The sequence below is a fragment of the Micromonospora sagamiensis genome (assembly GCF_014680085.1).
GTDB classification, from domain to species: domain Bacteria; phylum Actinomycetota; class Actinomycetes; order Mycobacteriales; family Micromonosporaceae; genus Micromonospora; species Micromonospora inyonensis.
In genome coordinates, this window is record NZ_AP023438.1 from 6,666,196 (window position 1) to 6,685,927 (window position 19,732).

The 19,732-nt window shown below is 74.1% G+C and carries 5 protein-coding genes; all 5 read right to left on the reverse strand.

All coding sequences use genetic code 11. The features are described from left to right. Window positions 1-2 precede the first annotated feature (2 nt). The 5 genes from IGA62_RS28525 to IGA62_RS28545 are packed head-to-tail and all read right to left on the reverse strand — an operon-like array spanning window position 3 to window position 19,428. Window positions 3-1,250, reverse strand: a complete 1,248-nt coding sequence (locus IGA62_RS28525; RefSeq protein ID WP_145817642.1) for a hydroxymethylglutaryl-CoA synthase family protein — start codon at window positions 1,248-1,250, stop codon at window positions 3-5. 23 nt (window positions 1,251-1,273) lie between these two features. Further along, entirely contained in the window at window positions 1,274-2,023 is a 750-nt protein-coding gene (locus tag IGA62_RS28530; RefSeq protein WP_145817640.1) for a polyketide synthase, read from the reverse strand. A gap of 5 nt (window positions 2,024-2,028) precedes the next feature. Then, window positions 2,029-4,821 (reverse strand): type I polyketide synthase, encoded by a 2,793-nt coding sequence (locus IGA62_RS28535; protein ID WP_145817638.1) that lies wholly within the window; start codon window positions 4,819-4,821, stop codon window positions 2,029-2,031. Then, entirely contained in the window at window positions 4,814-11,338 is a 6,525-nt protein-coding gene (locus tag IGA62_RS28540; protein WP_145817635.1) for a type I polyketide synthase, read from the reverse strand. Before IGA62_RS28540 ends, IGA62_RS28535 begins: the two co-directional genes overlap by 8 nt. A gap of 20 nt (window positions 11,339-11,358) precedes the next feature. After that, window positions 11,359-19,428 (reverse strand): type I polyketide synthase, encoded by an 8,070-nt coding sequence (locus IGA62_RS28545; protein ID WP_145817633.1) that lies wholly within the window; start codon window positions 19,426-19,428, stop codon window positions 11,359-11,361. Window positions 19,429-19,732 lie beyond the last annotated feature (304 nt).

The window sequence follows — 19,732 nt, forward strand, 5'->3', positions numbered from 1 at the left end:
GGTCAGCTCCACCGGTAGTGGCGGTGGTAGTCGCGGACGTCTTCGAGGACGAGCAGGCGCTGGCCGTCGTAGCGCTGCGCGTACAGGTCGCCGACGTCCTGGCCGAGCGGGTGGTACGTCCGCTCGTCGATGTTCACCTCGCAGGCCTTCTCGACCTGCTCGTACTGGTCGACGGTGAACCGGACCCGCGAGTCGAGGTGCTGGTCGACGTCGAGGCCACGGACGTACGTGGTGGCGTCCGGGCCGACCAGTCCGCTGTAGAACTCGGCCTGGCAGCCGGAGCCGTACGCGAAGACGGAGAACCGGTCCCCGGCGGCGAACCCGGTGCCGGCGTGCAGCATGCCGAGCAGGCAGATGAAGGTGGACGCGCCGTACGCGCTGCCGATGCGGCGGGCGAAGTGGGTGCTGTCGGCGACCCGCTCCCGCCAGCTCGCCTCGATGGCCGCCTTGTCGTAGACGCCGAGACGGTTGAGCAGGGTCTTGTGCGCGACCTTGGTCATGCCGGGGAACGGCGCGTGGTAGATGTTCTTCCGGAAGTACGTCTCGAAGTCGACCTCGCCGACGAGGTGCTCGTACCGCTCGTAGGTCTCCTCGAGCGCGTCGAGGTACGAGTAGAAGCTGGTCTGCCCGGTGATGATCTCGGTACGCGAGTTGGGGCGCAGCGCGTCGGAGAGCTCGTTGGTCCAGTAGCCGGCCTTCTCCAGCTCCAGCTCGAACACCTGCGGTTCGGCGCTGACCAGCATGGCGACCGCGCTGCCGCCGGCCATCAGCTCGCCGAGGTCGTCGTCCTCGGTCTGCACGTGGTTGCGGGTCCGGCTCAGGTCACTGTTGATCACCAGGGCCTTCTTGCCGGGGCGGACGTTGGAGGCGACCCAGGAGGCGGCGACCCGCAGGGCGGCGGTGCCGCCGTAGCACATGTGCTTGACCTCGAAGTTGCGGCTGTGCGCGGGGAGCCGGCAGAACCGCTGCACCCAGGTGGAGATGGGCTTGCCGAAGTCCACCGCGGACTCGGTGGCCACCACGACCAGTTCGATCTGTTCCCGGTCGGCGTCGGTGAGCAGCCGCTCGGCGGCGTTGACCGCCAGGGTGACCGGGTCCTCGTAGGGGGGCACGATGGCCCGTGCCTCGTACGGGACCATCTGGCGGCGCTCCAGCTCGGCCAGGGAGCCGCCGCGCGCCGAGGCGAGGTCGGCGATCGTGAGATACGCGCGACCGCCGTACAGGTTCACCTTCTCAATGCCTACCCGCATGGGGGTGTTCTCCTCGTCTCGGGTCAGTTCAGGTACGTCTGGTCGAGCAGGGCGTCGCTGCCGGGCTGGGCGAAGCAGATCCGGTTCATCAGCGGCTCGCGGGCGATCGCCTCGCCGAGGGCCTGGCGCTTGGGCAGCGCGAGCGTCTCCTTGAGCAGTTCCAGCACGTAGCGCGGCTTCTCGGCGATCTGCTCGGCGAGGTCGGTGGCGTGGGCCAGCACCTCGTCGGCGGGGACGACCGCGTTGAACAACCGGCGGTCGGCCAGCTCGCGGCCCTTGTAGTACCGGCCCGTGAAGATCATCTCGGCGGCGACGTGGTGACCGACCGCGGCGGGCAGCAGCACCGACAGGCCCATCGCCGGGGCGAACCCCATGCTCGCCGAGTTGACCGCGTAGCGGCGGCTCTCGGCGGCGACGGTCAGATCGCAGCAGAGCGCGAGCGCCAGGCCCCCACCGACCGCGTGTCCCTCCAGCGCGCCGATCACCGGCACCGGGAAGCTCAGCAGGCGGTCGGAGAGGGCGAGCAGGCGGCGCTCGTCGTACGCGCCGCTGGCCATCTCCTTGAGCAGCTGGTAGGTGCCGCCGGCACACCAGATCTCCCGGGTGCCGGTCACCAGCAGGACCTTCACCGACTCGTCGGCGGCGAGACCATCCAGGGTGGTCATCAACTGGTCGACCAGCTCGTGGCTGAGCCGGTTCTCCCGATCCGGGTCGCAGATGGCGAGCCGGACGATCCCCGACCCGTCGGCGGTCACCTCGAGTACGTCGGGCATGGCGGTCACCTCTGGTCTTCCGTGGTCAGGCGGTGCGCCCGGATCTGCTCCGGGTCCAGCCAGCAGCGGCGCCGCTGGAAGGGGTAGGTCGGCAGGTCGACCGGCGGGTGGGCGGCGCCCTCGAAGGCGTCCCAGTCGACGTCGACGCCGTGGGTGTGCAGGCTGGCCGCGCTGTCCAGCAGGGTCTGCCAGTTGCCAATCTCCGGGTCCAGCGAGCGCAACCACCGGCCGGCGCCCCGGGGCAGGCAGCGCTTGCCCATCTCGATCAGGGTGTCCTTCGGGCCCATCTCCAGGAGGGTGTCGTACCCCTCGGCGGCCAGTGCCCGGGTGGCCTCCAGGAACCGGACCGGCTCACGGAGCTGCTGCCGCCAGTACGCCGGGTCGTGGCAGATCCCCGAGCGGAGCATCGCCGCCCGGTAGGTGGACATGAACGGAATGCGCGGCTCGCCGAACTCCTGCCCGGCGATGGCCTTCTCGAACTCGTCGAGGATCGGCTCCAGCAGCGGCGAGTGCGAGGCGTACGACACCCGCAGCGGCCGGGTGAGGACGAAGTCCTCCTCCAGCCGTTCCAGCACCGCCTGCACGGCCGTCTTCTCGCCGGAGATGACGGTGTGCTCGGGTCCGTTGACCGCGGCGATCGCCACCTGGCCGGCGTACCCGTCGAGCAGGGCGGTGACGTCCTCGGCGGAGGCCGAGCAGGCGGCCATCATGCCGGTCGGCGGCAGGGTCTGGGTGAGCCGGCCGCGTTCCACGATCAGCCGCACCCCGGTCTCCAGGCTGAACACCCCGGCGACCCAGGCGGCGGCGTACTCGCCGAGGCTGTGGCCCATCACCGCGTCGGGGCGGACTCCCCAGGAGCGCCACGTCTCGGCCAGCGCGCACTGGATCGCGAAGAGCGTCGGCTGGGCGTACTCGGTCTCGTCGATCGGGTACCGGAGGCCGCCCTCGGCGGGGTACATGACGTCGCGCAGCCGCCACGGGTGGTGGACGTCGAAGAGTTCGGCGATGCGGTCGATGGTCCGCCGGAACACCGACTCGGTCCGGTACAGCTCCCGGCCCATGTCGAGGTGCTGGCCGCCCTGGCCGGGGAAGACGAACGCCAGTCGACGCCGGGTGCCGGTGCCGACGGTGCCCCGGTGCAGCCCGTCGGGGGTGTCGCCGGCCGCGAGCGCGGTCAGCGCGGCGCGGGCGGTGTCCAGGTCGGTCACCGGCACCGCCGCCCGGTGCGCGAAGTGGGTGCGCCGGGCGTTCGTGGTGTGGCACAGCGCGGCGAGCGTCGGGGTGGGCGGTGCGGCGAGCCGCTCGGCGTACCGGCGGGCCTGGTCGCGCAGCGCGTCCTCGCTACGGCCGGAGATGGTCAGCAGCCGCACCGGGCGCTGTTCGACCGAGGCTGGGTCGACCGGGGCCGCGCCGACGGGGGCCGGCGCGTCACCGAGCACGATGTGGGCGTTGGTGCCGCCGAAGCCGAACGAGCTGACCCCGGCGATCCGCTGCCCGGCCGGGGACGGCCAGGCGGTGCGGGTGGTGGCCACCCGCAGCGGCAGTTCGCTCCACTCGACGTGCGGGTTCAGCTCCCGCAGGTGCAGGTGCGGCGGGATCTCGCCGTGGTGCAGGCCCAGCGCCACCTTGATCAGGCCGGTGATGCCGGCGGCGGCCTCCAGGTGCCCGGTGTTGGTCTTGACCGAGCCGAGGATCAGCGGGTGCTCCGGGTCGCGGCCGGGGCCCAGGGCGGCGGCCAGCGCGCGCACCTCGATCGGGTCGCCGAGGGTGGTGCCGGTGCCGTGCGCCTCGACGTAGTCGACGCGGTGCCCGACGGTCCGGGCGTCGGCGAGCGCGGCCCGGATCACCGCCTCCTGGGCGACGCCGTTGGGGGCGGTGAGGCCGTTGCTGTGTCCGTCCTGGTTGACTGCGGAACCCCGCACGACGGCCAGCACGCGGTCGCCGTCGGCGAGCGCGTCGGAGAGCCGCTTCAGGACGACGATCCCGGCGCCCTCGCCCCGGACGTAGCCGTTTGCGCTGGCGTCGAAGGTCCTGCTGCGCCCGTCCGGGGAGAGCATGCCGACCTGGGAGAACGCGGCGGTGGTCTCCGGCCAGAGCATCACGTTGACGCCGCCGGCCAGGGCGAGCCGGGCGGTGCCGGCGCGCAGGCTCCGGCAGGCCAGGTGGACCGCGACCAGCGACGACGAGCAGGCCGTGTCCACGGCCATGCTGGCGCCGTGCAGGTCGAAGACGTAGGAGAGGCGGTTCGCCGCGATGCTGAACGCGGTGCCGGAGAGGCCCCGGATCGGTGCGCCGCCGAGCAGGAGGGAGTAGTCCCAGGTGCTGATGCCGACGTACACGTCGGTGTGCGTGCCGGCCAGGCGGGACGGCACCTGCCCGGCGTGTTCGAGGGCCTCCCAGGCGACCTCCAGCAGCAGCCGCTGCTGCGGGTCCATGCTGGCCGCCTCGCCGAGGGAGAGGCCGAAGAAGCCCGGGTCGAACCGGTCGACCTGGTCGAGGAACCCGCCGTCGCGGCTGCTCATCGTACCCGGGGTGGCCTGGTCCGGGTCGTGGTAGGCGTCGACGTCCCAGCGGTCGGCGGGCACCTCCGAGACGAGGTCCACCCCGTCGCGCAGCCGGGACCAGAACTCCTCCGGGCTGTTCGCGCCCCCGGGCAGGCGGCAGCCCACGCCGATGATCGCGATCGGTTCGGTGCGGGCCCGTTCCACCTCGTCCAGACGGGCCTGGAGGGTCTCGATCGCGACCAGGGCGCGCTTGAGCGGGGACAGCTCCGCCGGGGTCGGTGCGGCGTCACTCATGGGTGCTCCTTGCCTCCAGGGCGGAGAGTTTCGCGGCCAGCAGCGCCTCGACGTCCGCGTCGTCCAGGGCGGCGACCCGCGCCACCAGGTCGTCCGGCGCGTCGGAGGCCGGTGTCCGGGCCGCCGGGGCGGGTGTGGTGGGCTCCGGGAACAGTTCGCCCAGCAGGTGGTCGGTCAGCTTGGTCACGGTGGGGTGGTCGAACGCGAGGGTGCTCGGCAGGCTGCGCCCGACGAGCCGGCCCAGCGCGTTGCGCAGTTCGACGGCCATCAGCGAGTCCAGGCCGAGTTCCCGCAGCGGCTGCTGCGGGTTGACCGGTTGGGCGGGTGGCAGGCCGAGGATGGTGACCGCGGTGCGCTGCACGTACTCCTGAAGGAGCCCGCGCCGCTCGGTGGGGTGCGCGGCCTCGATCCGCTCCCGGGCCCCGGCGGCCGGGGCGGGGTCGGCGGGGGTCGGGTCGGCGGGGGTCAGGTCGGTGCGGCGCAGCCGGGACAGGAACGCCGGCTGGGCGCCGCCGTACTGACGCAGGTGGGTCGGCCAGTCGACGGCGACCAGAGCGGCCTGCGCGGTCGGGGTGTCCAGCAGCCGGCCGAGCGCCCCGGTGGCCTCGTCGGCCGGCAGCGGCCGGTAGCCCTGCGCGGCGAGGCGGTGCCGCTGCTGGTCGTCCATCCGCGCAGCCATCCCGCCGTCGGCCCAGGGACCCCAGTTGACGCTGGTGGCGACGAGGCCCTGGGCGCGACGGTGGTGGGCGAGCGCGTCGAGGAACGTGTTGGCGGTGACGTAGCTGCCCTGGCCGGCCGAGCCGAGCAGCGCGGCCACCGACGAGCAGAGCACCAGGAAGTCCAGCGGCAGGTCGCGGGTGAGCAGGTGCAGGTTCCAGCCGCCGGCCACCTTGGGGGCGAGCACCCCCGCGAAACGGTCCCAGGTCTGCCCGGCGAGAAGGCCGTCGTCGAGCACTCCGGCGGCGTGCACGATCCCGCGCAGCGGCGGCATGGTGGCGCCGATCTCGTCGACCACGTCCGCCAGGGCACGCGGGTCGGCCACGTCGGCCTGCCGGAGGTGGATCCGCGCGTCCGGGTGCAGGTCACGCAGGGTGGCGGCGGCCTCCGCCGGGGGCGTGCTGCGGCCGAGCAGCACCAGGTGGCGGGCGCCCCGGTCGACCAACCAGCGGGTGACGGCCACGCCGACCCCGCCGAGACCACCGGTGACCAGGTACGTCGCGTCGGGGCGGACGGCTGGCGGCTGGTCGTGCGTGACCACGACCTTGCCGACGTGCCGGGCCTGGGCCATGTGGCGGAACGCGTCCACGACCCGGGCCAGGGGGAAGGCGCGCAGCGGCAGCGGCGACAGCTGGCCGGCGCCGAGGGCGTCGACCAGGTCCCGCAGCATCGACCGGACCAGGGCCGGGTCGTCGTCGGCGACCGCGCCCAGGTCGAACGGGTGGTACGCGACGTCGGGCCGCAGGTCGGCCACCCGGTCGGCAGCCCAGATGCCGCGCTTGCCGATCTCCAGGAACGTGCCGCCCGCGCGCAGCACGCCGAGGCTGCGCGGGATGAACTCGTCGGTCAGGGAGTTCAGCACGGCGTCGACGCCGGCCCCGCCGGTGCACTCGCGGACCGCGTCGGCGAAGTCGAAGGTGCGGGAATTGAAGACGTGCCGGACGCCCAGTTCGGTGAGGACCGGCCACTTGGCCGGGCTCGCGGTCGCGAGGACCTCCGCCCCGGCGGCCTGGGCGAGCCGGACCGCCGCCAGCCCGACCCCGCCGGCCGCCGCGTGGATCAGCACCCGGTCGCCGGGCCCGATCCGGGCCAGGTGGCGCAGCCCGTAGGCGGCGGTGCAGAACGCGACCGGGACGGTGGCGGCCTCGGCGTAGCCCAGGGAGCCGGGGATCGGGGCGACCCGGTCGGCGGCGACGGTGACGTGGCTGGCGAAGCTGGCCGGGGCCAGGGCGACGACCCGGTCGCCGACGGCGAGGTCGTCGACCCGGGAACCCACCGCGACGATCTCGCCCGCGCACTCCAGGCCGAGCGGTCCCGCCTCGCCGGGGTACATGCCGAGGGCGTTGAGTACGTCACGGAAGTTCAGGCCGGTGGCGTGCACGAGGATCTCCACCTCGTCGGGGCGCGGCTGCCGCCGACTCACCGGTTCGAGGGTGAGGTTCTCCAGGACGCCGCGCTCGCGGATCCGCAGCCGTACCGGTCGCGTCCCGGCCGGCGACGTCGCCCCGTCGGCCGGATCGGCGGGCACCAGCCGGGGCACCTGGACGACGCCGTCGCGCAGCGCGTACTCGTCCTCGCCTCCGGCTGCCAGCAGCACGTCGAGCAGTTCCGGGGGCACCGGCCGGCCGTCGGTCGGGTCGAGGTCGACGCAGCCCCAGCGCAGGTCGGTCCGTTCCCGGTTGACGGCGCTGGCCAGACCCCAGGCGGGTGACTGGGTCACCGTGACCGGGTCGCCGGGGGTGACGGACCGGGCTCCCCGGGTGACCACCCAGAGGCGGAGGGCCAGCGCGTCGTCGCCGGTCAGGGTGGACGCCAGGTCGAGCGTCCGGCGGACCGCGCGCTCGTGCGCGGCCACCACCTCGCCGAGGGTCGGCTCGTCGGCCGGCCCGTCGAGGCCGCCGAGGTCGACCACGCCCCGCCAGACGCCGCCGGTCGCCGTGGCCCGGTGGCGCAACCACGCGACCGGGTCGGCGTCGGTGGGCGGCAGTTCGACCTGCTCGCCGCGTGCGCGCAGCAGGTCGGCGAGGAGCGCGCCCGCGCTGCCCCGGTCGGGCAGGACCAGCCAGGCACCGCCCCCGGCCGACGGGGCGGTCCGGTCGAGGACCGCCGGTTCCCAGGCGATCTCGTACCGCAGGTCCGGGCCGGTGGCCCGGCGCAGCGCGTGGCGGTCGGCGCGGCGGAGCAGCAGTCCCTCGATCCGGGCGGCCAGGTCGCCGTCGGGGGTGCGCAGGTCGACGTCGGCGAGGGCGGTGTCGGTGCTGTGCCGGCGCAGCCGGGCGTGGCTGACCACCCGCGGGCCGGGCGGGGTGAGCGGAGCGAACCGGTCCAGGCCGATCGGCAGCCAGGCGTCGGTCGGGTCGTCGGGGAACGCGGCCAGGGCGGCCTGGCAGGCCGCGTCGAGCAGGGCCGGATGCCACCGGTACGCGGCGGCGTCGGCGTGCAGGCGTTCGGGGAGGACGACCTCGCCGAGCGCCTCGTCGGTGCCGCGCCAGAGCTGACGGAGCCCGGTGAAGGCCGGGCCGTACCCGATGCCGACGGCGGCCAGCCGGCGGTGGAACGACCCGACGTCAACCGGGGTGAGCCGGGACCGCAGGGTGGCCGGGTCGCACCGGTCGGCCGGCGGCGGAGCGTACTCCCCCACCCCGGCGGTCGCGTGCCGGGTCCACGGCTGGTCGTCCCGGTCCGTGACGGGCTGGCTGAACACCTGCACGGTGCCGCGTTCCTCGCCCGGGGTCAGCACGACCTGGACCGACCGGGGCGCGTCGTCGCCGAGCACCAGCGCCTCGTGCAGCACCAGGTCGGTGACCTGGGCCGGGGTGTCGCCGCCGTGGGCGGCCAGGGCCAGTTCGAGGTAGGCGGTCATCGGCAGCAGCGCCGCGCCGTGGATCCGGTGGTCACCGAGGAAGCCGACGGCCGCGTCGAGGGTGGTGTCGAAGGTGGGTACGGCGGTGCGGGCCCGTCGCCCGAGCAGCGGGTGGCCGCCGGGCGCGGAGGACCGGGCCGGAATGCCGGTCGGGCGGGGCGTGCTCCGCAGCCAGTGCCGGCGGCGCTGCCACGGGTAGGCGGGCAGCGGCACGGACCGGCCCGGCGTCGGGTGCAGGCGCTGCCAGTCGACGGGGTGGTTGGCGCGGTAGAGGCCGCCGAGCGCGGTCAGCAGGGTGGTCCGGCCGTCCGCGCCGGTCCGCATCGAGGCGAGCACCACGGCCGGCCGGTCGCGCTGCGCGAAGTGCTCGGCGATCGGCCGGGCGAGCACCGGCTGCGGGCCGACCTCGACGACGGTGCAGGGGCCGTCCTCGCCGTCGAGCTGGGCCAACGCCGCCGCGAACCGGACCGGTTCGAGGATGTTGCGGCCCCAGTAGGCGGGGCCGAAGTCCCCGACGGTGGCGGGGCGTCCGGTCACCGTGGACATGATCGGCACGGTGGCCGGGCGGGGCGTGATCCCGCGCAGCGCCTCGACCAGCGGGGCCTGGAACGGTGCCATCTGCGGGCTGTGGAAGGCGTACTCCACGGCCAGCGGACGGGTGAAGACGCCCCGCTCGCCGAGCGCGGCCAGGACCTCGTCCAGCGCGTCCGGGTCGCCGGCCAGCACGGTGGTGGCGGGCCCGTTGACCGCCGCGACGGTCAGCCGGCCGGCGTGGGGGGCGACGGTCTTCTCCGCCTCGTCCGCCGTCAACGCCACAGCGGCCATCCGGCCGAGGCCGTGGGCCCGCTGCATCACCCGTCCCCGGTGGTACGCCACCCGCAGCGCGTCGGCGAGGGTGAGCACCCCGGCGACGTGGGCGGCGGCGACCTCGCCGACGCTGTGCCCGATCACCGTCTCGGGTTCGACGCCCCAGGAGCGCCAGAGCGCGGCGAGGGCCACCTGCACCGCGACGAGCGCGGGTTGGGCGATCTCGGTGCGGTCCAGCCGGGACCGGCCGGCGTAGGAGTGGACCTCGTCCAGCAGGGACCAGCCGGCGTGCTCGCGGAGCAGCTCGTCGCAGCGGCGCATGGTCTCGGCGAAGACCGGCTCCTGCGCCATCAGGTCCCGACCCATGCCGGCCCACTGGGCGCCCTGGCCGCCGAAGACGAAGACCGGACCGGCCGGGGCGCCCGGCGCGGTGGCCTCCCCCGCCGGGGTGTCGGCGACGGCCGCCAGCCGGTCGGCCAGTTCGGCGGGGCTGCGGCCGGTGACCGCCGCGCGGAAGGGGTGGTGGCTGCGCCGCACGCCGGCCGTCCAGCACAGGTCGCGCAGCGGCACGTCGGTGGTGGTCAGCATCGACCGGTACGCCTCGGCCAGCGCCCGCAGCGCCTGCGGACTGCGCGCCGAGATCGGCAGCAGCTCGACCCGGTCGGCGGGTCCGGCGACCGGCGCGGCGGTCACCGTCGTGGCCGGCACACCGGTCGACGGTGCGGTGGCCGGGGCGACCGGCGGTGCCTCCCCGACCACCAGGCAGCCGTTCGTGCCGGACCAGCCGAACGAGCTGACCGTGGCGTACCGGGGGTCGTCGCCGGCGGGCCAGGGGCGCAGCGCCGTCGGGATGACGAACCGGGTCCCGGTCAGGGAGCTGTTCGGGTTCAGGGTGCGGAAGTGCAGGTGCGCCGGGACCGCCTCGTGCCGCAGGGAGAGCACGACCCTGATCAGGCCGGCGATGCCGGCGGCGGCCTCCAGGTGGCCGATGTTGGTCTTGACCGAGCTGAGGGTGATCGGCCGGCTGTCCTCGGTGGCCGGGCCGAACACCTCGGTCAGCGCCTCGATCTCGATCGGGTCGCCGAGGGCCGTGCCCGTGCCGTGGGCCTCGACCGCGCCGACCGCCGCCGGGTCGACGCCCGCATTGGCCAGCGCCTGCGCGACGATCAGCCGCTGGGACAGGCCGCTCGGCGCGGTCAGACCGTTGGTGCGGCCGTCCTGGTTGACCGCCGACCCGCGGATCACCGCGAGGATCGGATCGCCGTCGCGTCGCGCGTCGGAGAGCCGCTTGAGGACCACCGCGCCGCAGCCCTCGCCGCGCACGAAGCCGTCGGCGTCGGCGTCGAAGGTCTTGCAGCGGCCGTCGGCGGCCATCATGCGCATCTTGGTGGTGGCCATGGCGAAGTGCGGCCCCCACGCGAGGTTCACCCCGCCGGCCAGCGCGGTCTGGCACTCGCCGCTGCGCAGGCTCTGCACGGCCAGGTGGACCGCGACCAGCGAGGACGAGCAGGCGGTGTCCAGGGCGACGCTCGGCCCGCGGAGGTCGAGCAGGTAGGAGATCCGTCCCGCGACGACGCTGTGCGAGGTGCCGGTGCCGGTGTAGGTGTCGATCTGCTCCGGGTCGGCGAACTGGAGCCAGGTGTAGTCGTTGCTGTGGCTGTGCACGCCGACGAAGACGCCGGTGGCACTGCCGGCGAGCCGCCCGGTGGTCTGGCCGGCGCTCTCCAGCGCCTCCCAGGCGACCTCCAGCATGATCCGCTGCTGCGGGTCCATCTGGTCGGCCTCCCGGGGGGAGATGCCGAAGAAGGCGGCGTCGAAGTGGTCCACCTGGTCGAGGAAGCCGCCCCAGCGGCTGCTGACGCGGCCCGGCACGGTGGGGTCCGGGTGGTAGAGGGCGCCGGCGTCCCACCGGTCGGCGGGCACCTCCGTGACCCCGTCCACCCCGTCGCGCAGCAACGCCCAGAACGCCTCCGGGCTGTTCGCGCCGCCCGGGAAGCGGCAGGCCATGCCGACGATCGCGATCGGCTCGGTCCGGGCGCGCTCGCTGGCCTCGAGTTTGGCGCGCAGGTCGCGCACCGCGGTCAACGCACGCTGGAGCGTCGCCGCCGTGGGCTGTTCCGCTGAGGACATGATCGTTTCCTTGTCCGCCGTCAGGAGTCGAGGTCGTTGAGTTCTTGCACGAGCAACGCCTCCAGGTCGTCGACCGAGAGCCGGTCGAGGTCGTCGTCCGCAACGGCGTCCGGCGGCACCCCGGCGGGGTCGTGGTCGACCGGCTCGGCGGGCGGATCCAGCGGGATCCCCATCCGCTCGGCGAGGTAGGGCACCAGCACCTCGATCGTCGGGTAGTTCCAGAGCAGGGTGGACGACAGCGCGACGCCGAGGCCCGCCTCCAGGCGGTTGCGCAGCTCCAGGGACATCAGCGAGTCGAAGCCGACGCTGCGCAGCGGCGTGCCGACGCCTATGCGGGACGGTGCCAGCCGCAACACCCGGGACGCCTGTTCCCGGACGTACGTCTCCATCGCGGCGCGTCGGCGGCGTCCCGGCTCGACGGCGAGGAACCCGGCGCGGACGCCACCCGTCGCCGGCTGTTCGGCCGCGTCGGTGCCGAGCAGGGCGAACTGGTTGGTCCGGCCGGCGGTCGGGTAGGCCGCCACCCACTCGGCCGCGTCGAACGGCATGACCGCGACCTGGGCGGTGTCCCGGCCGAACAGTCCACCGAGGACGGCGATGCCCTGTTCGGGGCTGATCGCCCGCAGACCGCGCAGGGCCTCCTGGCCCTCCTGTTCCAGTCGCGCGGCCATGCCCACCGACGACCAGGGGCACCAGTTGACGCTCAGGCCCGGCAGTCCGGCGGCGCGGCGGGCGTGGGCCAGCGCGTCGAGGAAGGCGTTCCCGGCGGCGTAGCTGCCCTGACCGGGCGAGCCGAGCACGGAGGTCACCGACGAGAACAGGACGTAGAAGTCCAGCGTGTCGGTCCGGGTCTGGTCGTGCAGGTGCCACGCGGCGTCGACCTTGGGCCGGGCGACCCGGCGGTACCGCTCGGCGGTCTGCTGGAGCAGGATGCCGTCGTCGAGCACCCCGGCGGCGTGCACGACGCCGCGCAGCGGGGCCAGGTGCTCCCGGACGTGCGCCAGCACCCGGGTCACCTCGTCGGCGACGGTGACGTCGGCGGCCAGGGCGACCACCTGGACGCCGGCCCGGGTCAGCTCGTCGAGGGCCGGCTGGACGGCAGCCGTCGCGCCCGAGCGGCCGACCAGGACGAGCTGGCGGGCACCGGAGTCGGCGAGCCACCGGGCGACGCCGAGGCCGAGCCCGCCGAAGCCACCGGTGATCAGGTAGCTCGCGTCGGCGTGGATCCCGACGGCACCGGGGGTCGGCACGACCGGCACCGTCGCCCGGTCCGGCACGGTCAGCACGATCTTGCCGATGTGGCCGGCCTGTTCCATCAGGTGGAACGCGTCGCGGACCTCGGCGACCGGGAACCGCCACGTCGGCAGCGGTCGCAGCTCCCCCGCCTCGACCCGGGCGACGATCCGGCGCAGGAGCGCGGCGACCAGGTCGGTCCGCTCGGTGAACATGCGGTCCAGGTCGACGGCGAAGAAGGCCAGGTTGCGACGGAACTCGCCGAGACCGATGGGCCGGTCGCGGTAGATGTCGCGCTTGCCGATCTCGACGAAGCGCCCGTACGGGGCGAGGGAGGCGATGCCGTGGTCGATGAAGTCGCCGGCCAGGGAGTTCAGGACCACGTCCACGCCCCGCCCGTCGGTCGCGGCGCGCACCTGCTCGGCGAAGGCCGTGGACCGGGAGTCCATCACGTGCCGCACACCCAGCGACCTCAGGTGGGCGCGCTTCTCCTCGCTGCCGGCGGTGGCGAACACCTCCGCCCCGACGGCCTGGGCGAGCTGCACGGCGGCCAGCCCGACCCCGCCGGCCGCGGCGTGCACCAGCACCCGCTCGCCCGGCTCGATCCTGGCCAGGTGCTCCAGGGCGTACGCGGCGGTGAGGAAGGCGATCGGGACGGCGGCGGCCTGCGCGAAGTCGAGCCGTTCGGGCTTCGGCACGACGAGTCGCGCGTCGGCCAGCACGTGGCTGCCGATGCAGCGGCTGGCGACGGCGAGCACCGCGTCGCCGACCCGCAGGTCGGTGACGTCCGGCCCGACCTCGGTCACCACGCCGGCGCACTCGTCGCCGAGGGTGACCTCGGTGTCGTCCACGCCCGGGTACGCGCCGAGGGCCTTCAGCACGTCGCGGAAGTTCAGCCCGCTGGCGCGTACCTCGATCAGCACCTCGCCGGGGCCCGGCCGGGCCGGCGCGAAGGGACGCAGGTGGAGCTGGTCGAGGGTGCCGGCCCGGTCGACTCCGAGCCGGAACGGCCGGTCGCCGGCCGGCTCCGCGACCACGGCGGGCGCGGCGGCCAGGGTGGCCAGGCGGGAGACCAGGACGTCGTCGCCGCGCAGGGCCAGGTCCGGCTCCTCGACCGGCGCGCGCAGCGCGGTGAGCAGCGCCGCGTCCTCGTCGGCCAGGTCCGCGCCGAGGTCGACGCGGGTGCAGCGCAGGTCGGGGTGTTCGTGGGCGATGGTCCGGCCGAGTCCCCAGAGCGGGGCCTGCAACGGCGCGCCGACCCGGTCGCCGGGGACGACCGCCTGGCTGTCCCGGGTCACCAGCCACAGCCGGGGCCGGTCGGCCGGCGGGAGGTCGTGCAACGCCCGGACGAGGTGCAGCACGCTCTCGGCGACCAGCCGGTGGGCGCGGTCCAGGGCGGCCGGGTCGGGCTTCGGGTCGGCGACGTCCAGCGCCCAGCGATGGATCACCCCCCGGCACGGCCGGTCCGCGCCGACCAGGTCGGCGAGCAGGTCGCGGAGCTGCTCGGGTCGGGTCGGGTCGACCTCGTACGCCTCGGCGGAGAGCCGCCGGTAGGCCGGTCCGGGCCGGACGAGCACGCAGGTGCCGCCCCGCGCCGCCAGCGCGGTGTGCAGGGTGGTGTCCCGGTCGGCGAAGAGCAGCCACCGGCCGTGCCAGTCGGCGTCCCCGGGTGGCGTGGCGAGGGCGGGTGCCGGTTGCCAGCGGATCTCGTGCAGCAGGTCCGCCCCGGCGGAGGCGCTCCGGTCCAGCCGACGCAGCCGCAGGCCGGTGACGACGAGCAGCACCCGGTCGTCGTCGGCGCGGACCACCAGGTCGGCGGTGTGCAGCGCGGTGTCGCCGGGCTCCGCCGGGCGGATCCGGGCGTGGCAGGTGACCGCCGACCCGGGCCGCTCGCGCAGGTCGAGCCGCGCGATGCCGACCGGCACGTACGTGTCGGCGGGCGGGCCGGGCAGGGCGGCGACCGCCACCTGGAGGATGCTGTCCAGCAGCGCCGGGTGCACCGTGTACGGGCCGGACGGTTCCCCGTCGAGCCGGATCCGCGCCGACGCCTCGCCGTCGGTGCGCCGGAGCTGCCGGACGCCCTGGAAGCGGGGGCCGTACTCCAGGCCCCGGGCGCGCATCAGCGCGTAGTGGTCGGCGTCGGTGAGCGGCCCGACCGCCGTGGCCCCGTCGGGGTCGTGCTCGGGTGCGACGGCGGCGGAGACGGTGCCCCGGGCGTGGAGCAGCCAGCCGAGCTGTCCGTCCTCGTCCGGCTGGCGGCTGGCGCAGCGGAACGCGAACCCACCGGACGGGTGTGCGGTGAGGGTCACCTGCATGGTGGTGGGGCGCTCGTCGGGCGGCGCGAGGGGCGCCACGACGTCGAGGTTCTCGACCACGCCGGCCGACGTGCCGAGCAGCTCGGCCGCGGCGGCGAGGGCCATCTCGACGTACGCCGTGGCGGGGACCACGACCTGGCCGCGTACCCGGTGGTCGGCGAGGTACGGCAGCAGGTCGACGGTGATCTCGGTGGTCCAGAGGTGCGTGTCCCGGTCGAGTGAGGACTCGACGTGTCCGCCGAGGAGCGGGTGGCCCTCGCGGGGGCGGACCGAGCCGGCCGCGGGCTCGTCCGGCCAGTGCCGTTCGCGCTGCCACGGGTAGTCGGGCAGGCGGACGACCGCGCCGGGGACCGGGGCGAGTGCCGCCCAGTCGACCGGTACGCCGAGGCGGTAAAGCTCGGCGGCGGTGTCCAGCATGGCCAGTCGTTCCGGGGTATCCCGACGGGTGGAGGCGAGGACGACGGCGTCACCACCACGCCGACGGCAACTCTGCTCCACACCCGTACCCAGCACCGGATGAGGACTGACCTCCAGAAAACAGGTCAACCCGTCACCCAGCAACCGATCCACCACCGGCGCGAACCGCACCGGCTCCCGCAGGTTCTCCCACCAATACCCGGCATCCAACTCACCACCACCGAGCACCGCACCCCGCACCGTCGAATACAACGGCACCGACGCCACACGCGGCGACAACCCCACCAACCGCGCCACCAACTCATCCCGCAGCTCATCCACCTGCGGACTGTGCGACGCCACATCCACCTGCACCCGCCGCGCGAACACCCCCCGACCCGACAGCGACGCCACCACCGCGTCCACCGCCTCCGACGAACCCGCCACCACCGTCGTCACCGGCCCGTTCAGCGCCGCCACCACCACCGCACCACCGAACGGAGCCACCACCGCCTCAACCTCGGCAGCAGCCAACTCCACCACCGCCATCGCCCCACGACCCGAAACCCGCCGCAACAAACCACTGCGCTCACAGATCACCCGAGCCGCATCCGACAACGACAGAGCCCCGGCCACATACGCCGCCGCGACCTCCCCCATCGAATGCCCCACCACCGCCGCAGGCTCCACACCCCACGACCGCCACAACGCCGCCAACCCCACCTCGACGGCGAACAACACCGGCTGCACCACGTCGATCCCCTCCGGAACCGACTCCCCCTCCAACACCTCCACCAACGACCAGTCCACGAACTCCGCGAACGCCGCCGCACACTCCCCCAACACCCCACGGAACACCGGCTCCCGACGAGCCAACTCCCGACCCATCCCCCACCACTGACCACCCTGACCCGGAAACACGAACACGACCCTGCGGGCCGGTCCGGCGGGTACCGGGACCGACGGCTCCGCGTCGGTGAGCCGGGTCTCGAGCTGCGCGACGAGATCGGCCTGGGAGGTGGCGGCGACGGCGAGCCGGACCCCGTGGTGGGTACGCCGGACAGCGGCGGTGTGGGCGAGGTCCCACAGGTCGATGTTGGGCTGCCGGCGCAGCATCGCCACGGTGCGCCGGGTGAGCTCGGTCAACGCGGCCGGGGTGTGCGCGGACAGCGGCACCAGGACGGCGTCCGGGGCGTCGGGTCCGGCCGGTCGCGCAGCCGCCTCGGCGGGCATGGTCGGCGTGGTCACCGGGTTGGGCCGGGCCGGGTCGTCGGCGGCCGGAAGGGCGGGCAGCGGGACGGCCACGACGTCCTGCGGGTAGAGGGCCGGCCAGTGGAGCGGGTGGCCGAGGCGGTGGAGCGTGGCGGCCGTGTCGAGCATCGCGGCGCGCTCGTCCTCGTCGCGGCGGGTGGAGGCGAGGACGACGGCGTCACCACCACGCCGACGGCAACTCTGCTCCACACCCGTACCCAGCACCGGATGAGGACTGACCTCCAGGAAACAGGTCAACCCGTCACCCAGCAACCGATCCACCACCGGCGCGAACCGCACCGGCTCCCGCAGGTTCTCCCACCAATACCCGGCATCCAACTCACCACCACCGAGCACCGCACCCCGCACCGTCGAGTACAACGGCACCGACGCCACACGCGGCGACAACCCCACCAACCGCGCCACCAACTCATCCCGCAGCTCATCCACCTGCGGACTGTGCGACGCCACATCCACCTGCACCCGCCGCGCGAACACCCCCCGACCCGACAGCGACGCCACCACCGCGTCCACCGCCTCCGACGAACCCGCCACCACCGTCGTCACCGGCCCGTTCAGCGCCGCCACCACCACCGCACCACCGAACGGAGCCACCACCGCCTCAACCTCGGCAGCAGCCAACTCCACCACCGCCATCGCCCCACGACCCGAAACCCGCCGCAACAAACCACTGCGCTCACAGATCACCCGAGCCGCATCCGACAACGACAGAGCCCCGGCCACATACGCCGCCGCGACCTCCCCCATCGAATGCCCCACCACCGCCGCAGGCTCCACACCCCACGACCGCCACAACGCCGCCAACCCCACCTCGACGGCGAACAACACCGGCTGCACCACGTCGATCCCCTCCGGAACCGACTCCCCCTCCAACACCTCCACCAACGACCAGTCCACGAACTCCGCGAACGCCGCCGCACACTCCCCCAACACCCCACGGAACACCGGCTCCCGACGAGCCAACTCCCGACCCATCCCCCACCACTGACCACCCTGACCCGGAAACACGAACACCACACGGGGGATGGACGGCCCGGAGGCGGGGGTCGGTTCGGCGGTGTCGAGCCAGCGGTCGAGCCGCGCCACCAGTTCCTCCCTGGTACGGGCGGTCAGGGCGAGCCGGTACGGATGGTCGGTGGCCGGGCGCGCGGCGGTCCAGCACAGGTCGGCCAGGCTGCCCGGACCGGTTGCGGCGGCGTCCCGGACAGCGGCGGCGACCGTACGCAGCGCGGTGCCGTCCGGGGCGGACAGGGCCAGCAGGTGCGCCGGTTGCGGGGTCACGCCCTCCAGGACGACGTGGCAGTTCGTGCCGCCGAAGCCGAAGGCGCTGACCCCGGCGAGGGGCTTCTCCTCCGGGTACGGCCAGGGTTCGACGGTCTGCGGGACGCGCAGCCGGAACTGCTCGAAGGCGATGTGCGGGTTCGGCTGCGTGAAGTGCAGGTTCGGCGGGATGGTCTGGTGCCGGATCGCGAGTGCCGTCTTGATCAGCCCGGCTATGCCGGCGGCGGCCTCCAGGTGGCCGATGTTGGTCTTGACCGAGCCGATCACGAGGGGCCGGTCGGCGGGACGGCCCACACCGAGCACCGAACCGATGGCGGTGGCCTCGATGGGGTCGCCGAGGAACGTGCCGGTGCCGTGCGTCTCGACGTAGTGGACCTGCTCGGGGGCCACGCCGGCCCGCTGGTAGGCCGCCTGGAGCATGGCCACCTGCGCCTGCGGGTTGGGCGCGGTCAGCCCGTTGCTGAAGCCGTCGTTGTTGACCGTGGAGCCACGGATCACGCAGTGGACCGGGTCGCCGTCGGCGAGCGCGCGGGAGAGCGGCTTCAGCACGACGATGCCGGCGCCCTCGCCCCGGACGTAGCCGTTGGCCCGCGCGTCGAAGGCCTTCGAACGCCCGTCCGGTGCCATCGCCCCGAACTTGGACATCGCCACGGTGCTCTCCGGGGCGATGGTCAGGTTGACGCCACCGGCGAGGGCGACGGTCGACTCACCGGCGCGCAGGCTCTGGCACGCGAGGTGGACGGCGACCAGGGCGGACGAACACGCCGTGTTGACCACCAGGCTGGGTCCCTGGAGGCCGAGGAGGTACGAGACGCGGGCGGAGATGACGCTCAGGTCCTGCCCGGTCGCGGTGTGCGGGGAGATGTCCTCCGGGCTGCGGCCGAGGAGCTGTCCGTAGTCGTGCCACATCGCGCCGCAGAACACGCCGGTGGGGCTGTCCTTCAGGCTCCTCGGGGCGATTCCGGCGTCCTCCAGCGCCTCCCACGCCAGCTCCAGGACCAGACGCTGCTGCGGGTCCATCTGGACCACCTCGCGGGGCGCGAGGCCGAAGAACTCGGCGTCGAACCGGTCGACGTGCTCGAGGAATCCGCCCCACCGGGTGCTCATCCGGCCCGGCGCGTCCGGTGCCGGGCTGTAGTACCGGTCGACGTCCCACCGTCCGGGCGGGACTTCGGTGACGGCGTCGACACCGCCGGTCAACAATTGCCAGTAGGCCTCGATGCCGGGCGCGCCGGGAAAGCGGCACGCCATTCCGATGACGGCGATCGGTTCCGATTCGCGCATCGCCAGGCCGGCATTCCCCGTCGTGGCGGCGCGGTCACCTTCGGTGATGAACCGGACCAGGGAATCGATGGTCGGGTGTTCCCAGACGAGGGTCGCCGGAAGAGGCCGCCGGAGAAACCGGGAAAGCCCGGCGATGAGGGTCGCGGCACGCAGCGAATTGAGGCCGTACCGGCTGAAGCGCTCATGCGCGTCCAGGCCGACGGCGTCCAGACCGAGCTGTTCGGCCAACTGCCGCCTCAGCCACTCCTCCACCTCGGACGGGCTGGGCGAATGGTGCGGCGGAACCGCCTGATCGGGTTGCTGCTGCATGCACGTGTCCTCAACGGGAGATTGCTCCGTCGACCGGCGACCCACCGACACCTCGCGGGTGGCGGGTCGACCGGTCGGGAGGCGCCGACGCGGTGGGGAGCGGATGCGGAACTCGGGCCGGGAGCGGTGTCCGCCCCGACGATCGCGGTCTTCAGCAGGTCAGCGGGGTGGTGGAGCACACCGGCCGGACACGGACGACCTGACGGGCAGGGCGACGATGACCTGTCCCGTACGGCGCGCCTCGGGGACGCCGCGCGTCCCCCCGGTCATGCCACCACCACTGCGGCGACGGGTGGGCGTGAGT

Bases quoted from the DNA above. Each gene is read 5' to 3' on its own strand.
- IGA62_RS28525 (WP_145817642.1), bottom strand. From the start codon at position 1,250: ATGCGGGTAGGCATTGAGAAGGTGAACCTGTACGGCGGTCGCGCGTAT.
- IGA62_RS28530 (WP_145817640.1), bottom strand. From the start codon at position 2,023: ATGCCCGACGTACTCGAGGTGACCGCCGACGGGTCGGGGATCGTCCGG.
- IGA62_RS28535 (WP_145817638.1), bottom strand. From the start codon at position 4,821: ATGAGTGACGCCGCACCGACCCCGGCGGAGCTGTCCCCGCTCAAGCGC.
- IGA62_RS28540 (WP_145817635.1), bottom strand. From the start codon at position 11,338: ATGTCCTCAGCGGAACAGCCCACGGCGGCGACGCTCCAGCGTGCGTTG.
- IGA62_RS28545 (WP_145817633.1), bottom strand. From the start codon at position 19,428: ATGCAGCAGCAACCCGATCAGGCGGTTCCGCCGCACCATTCGCCCAGC.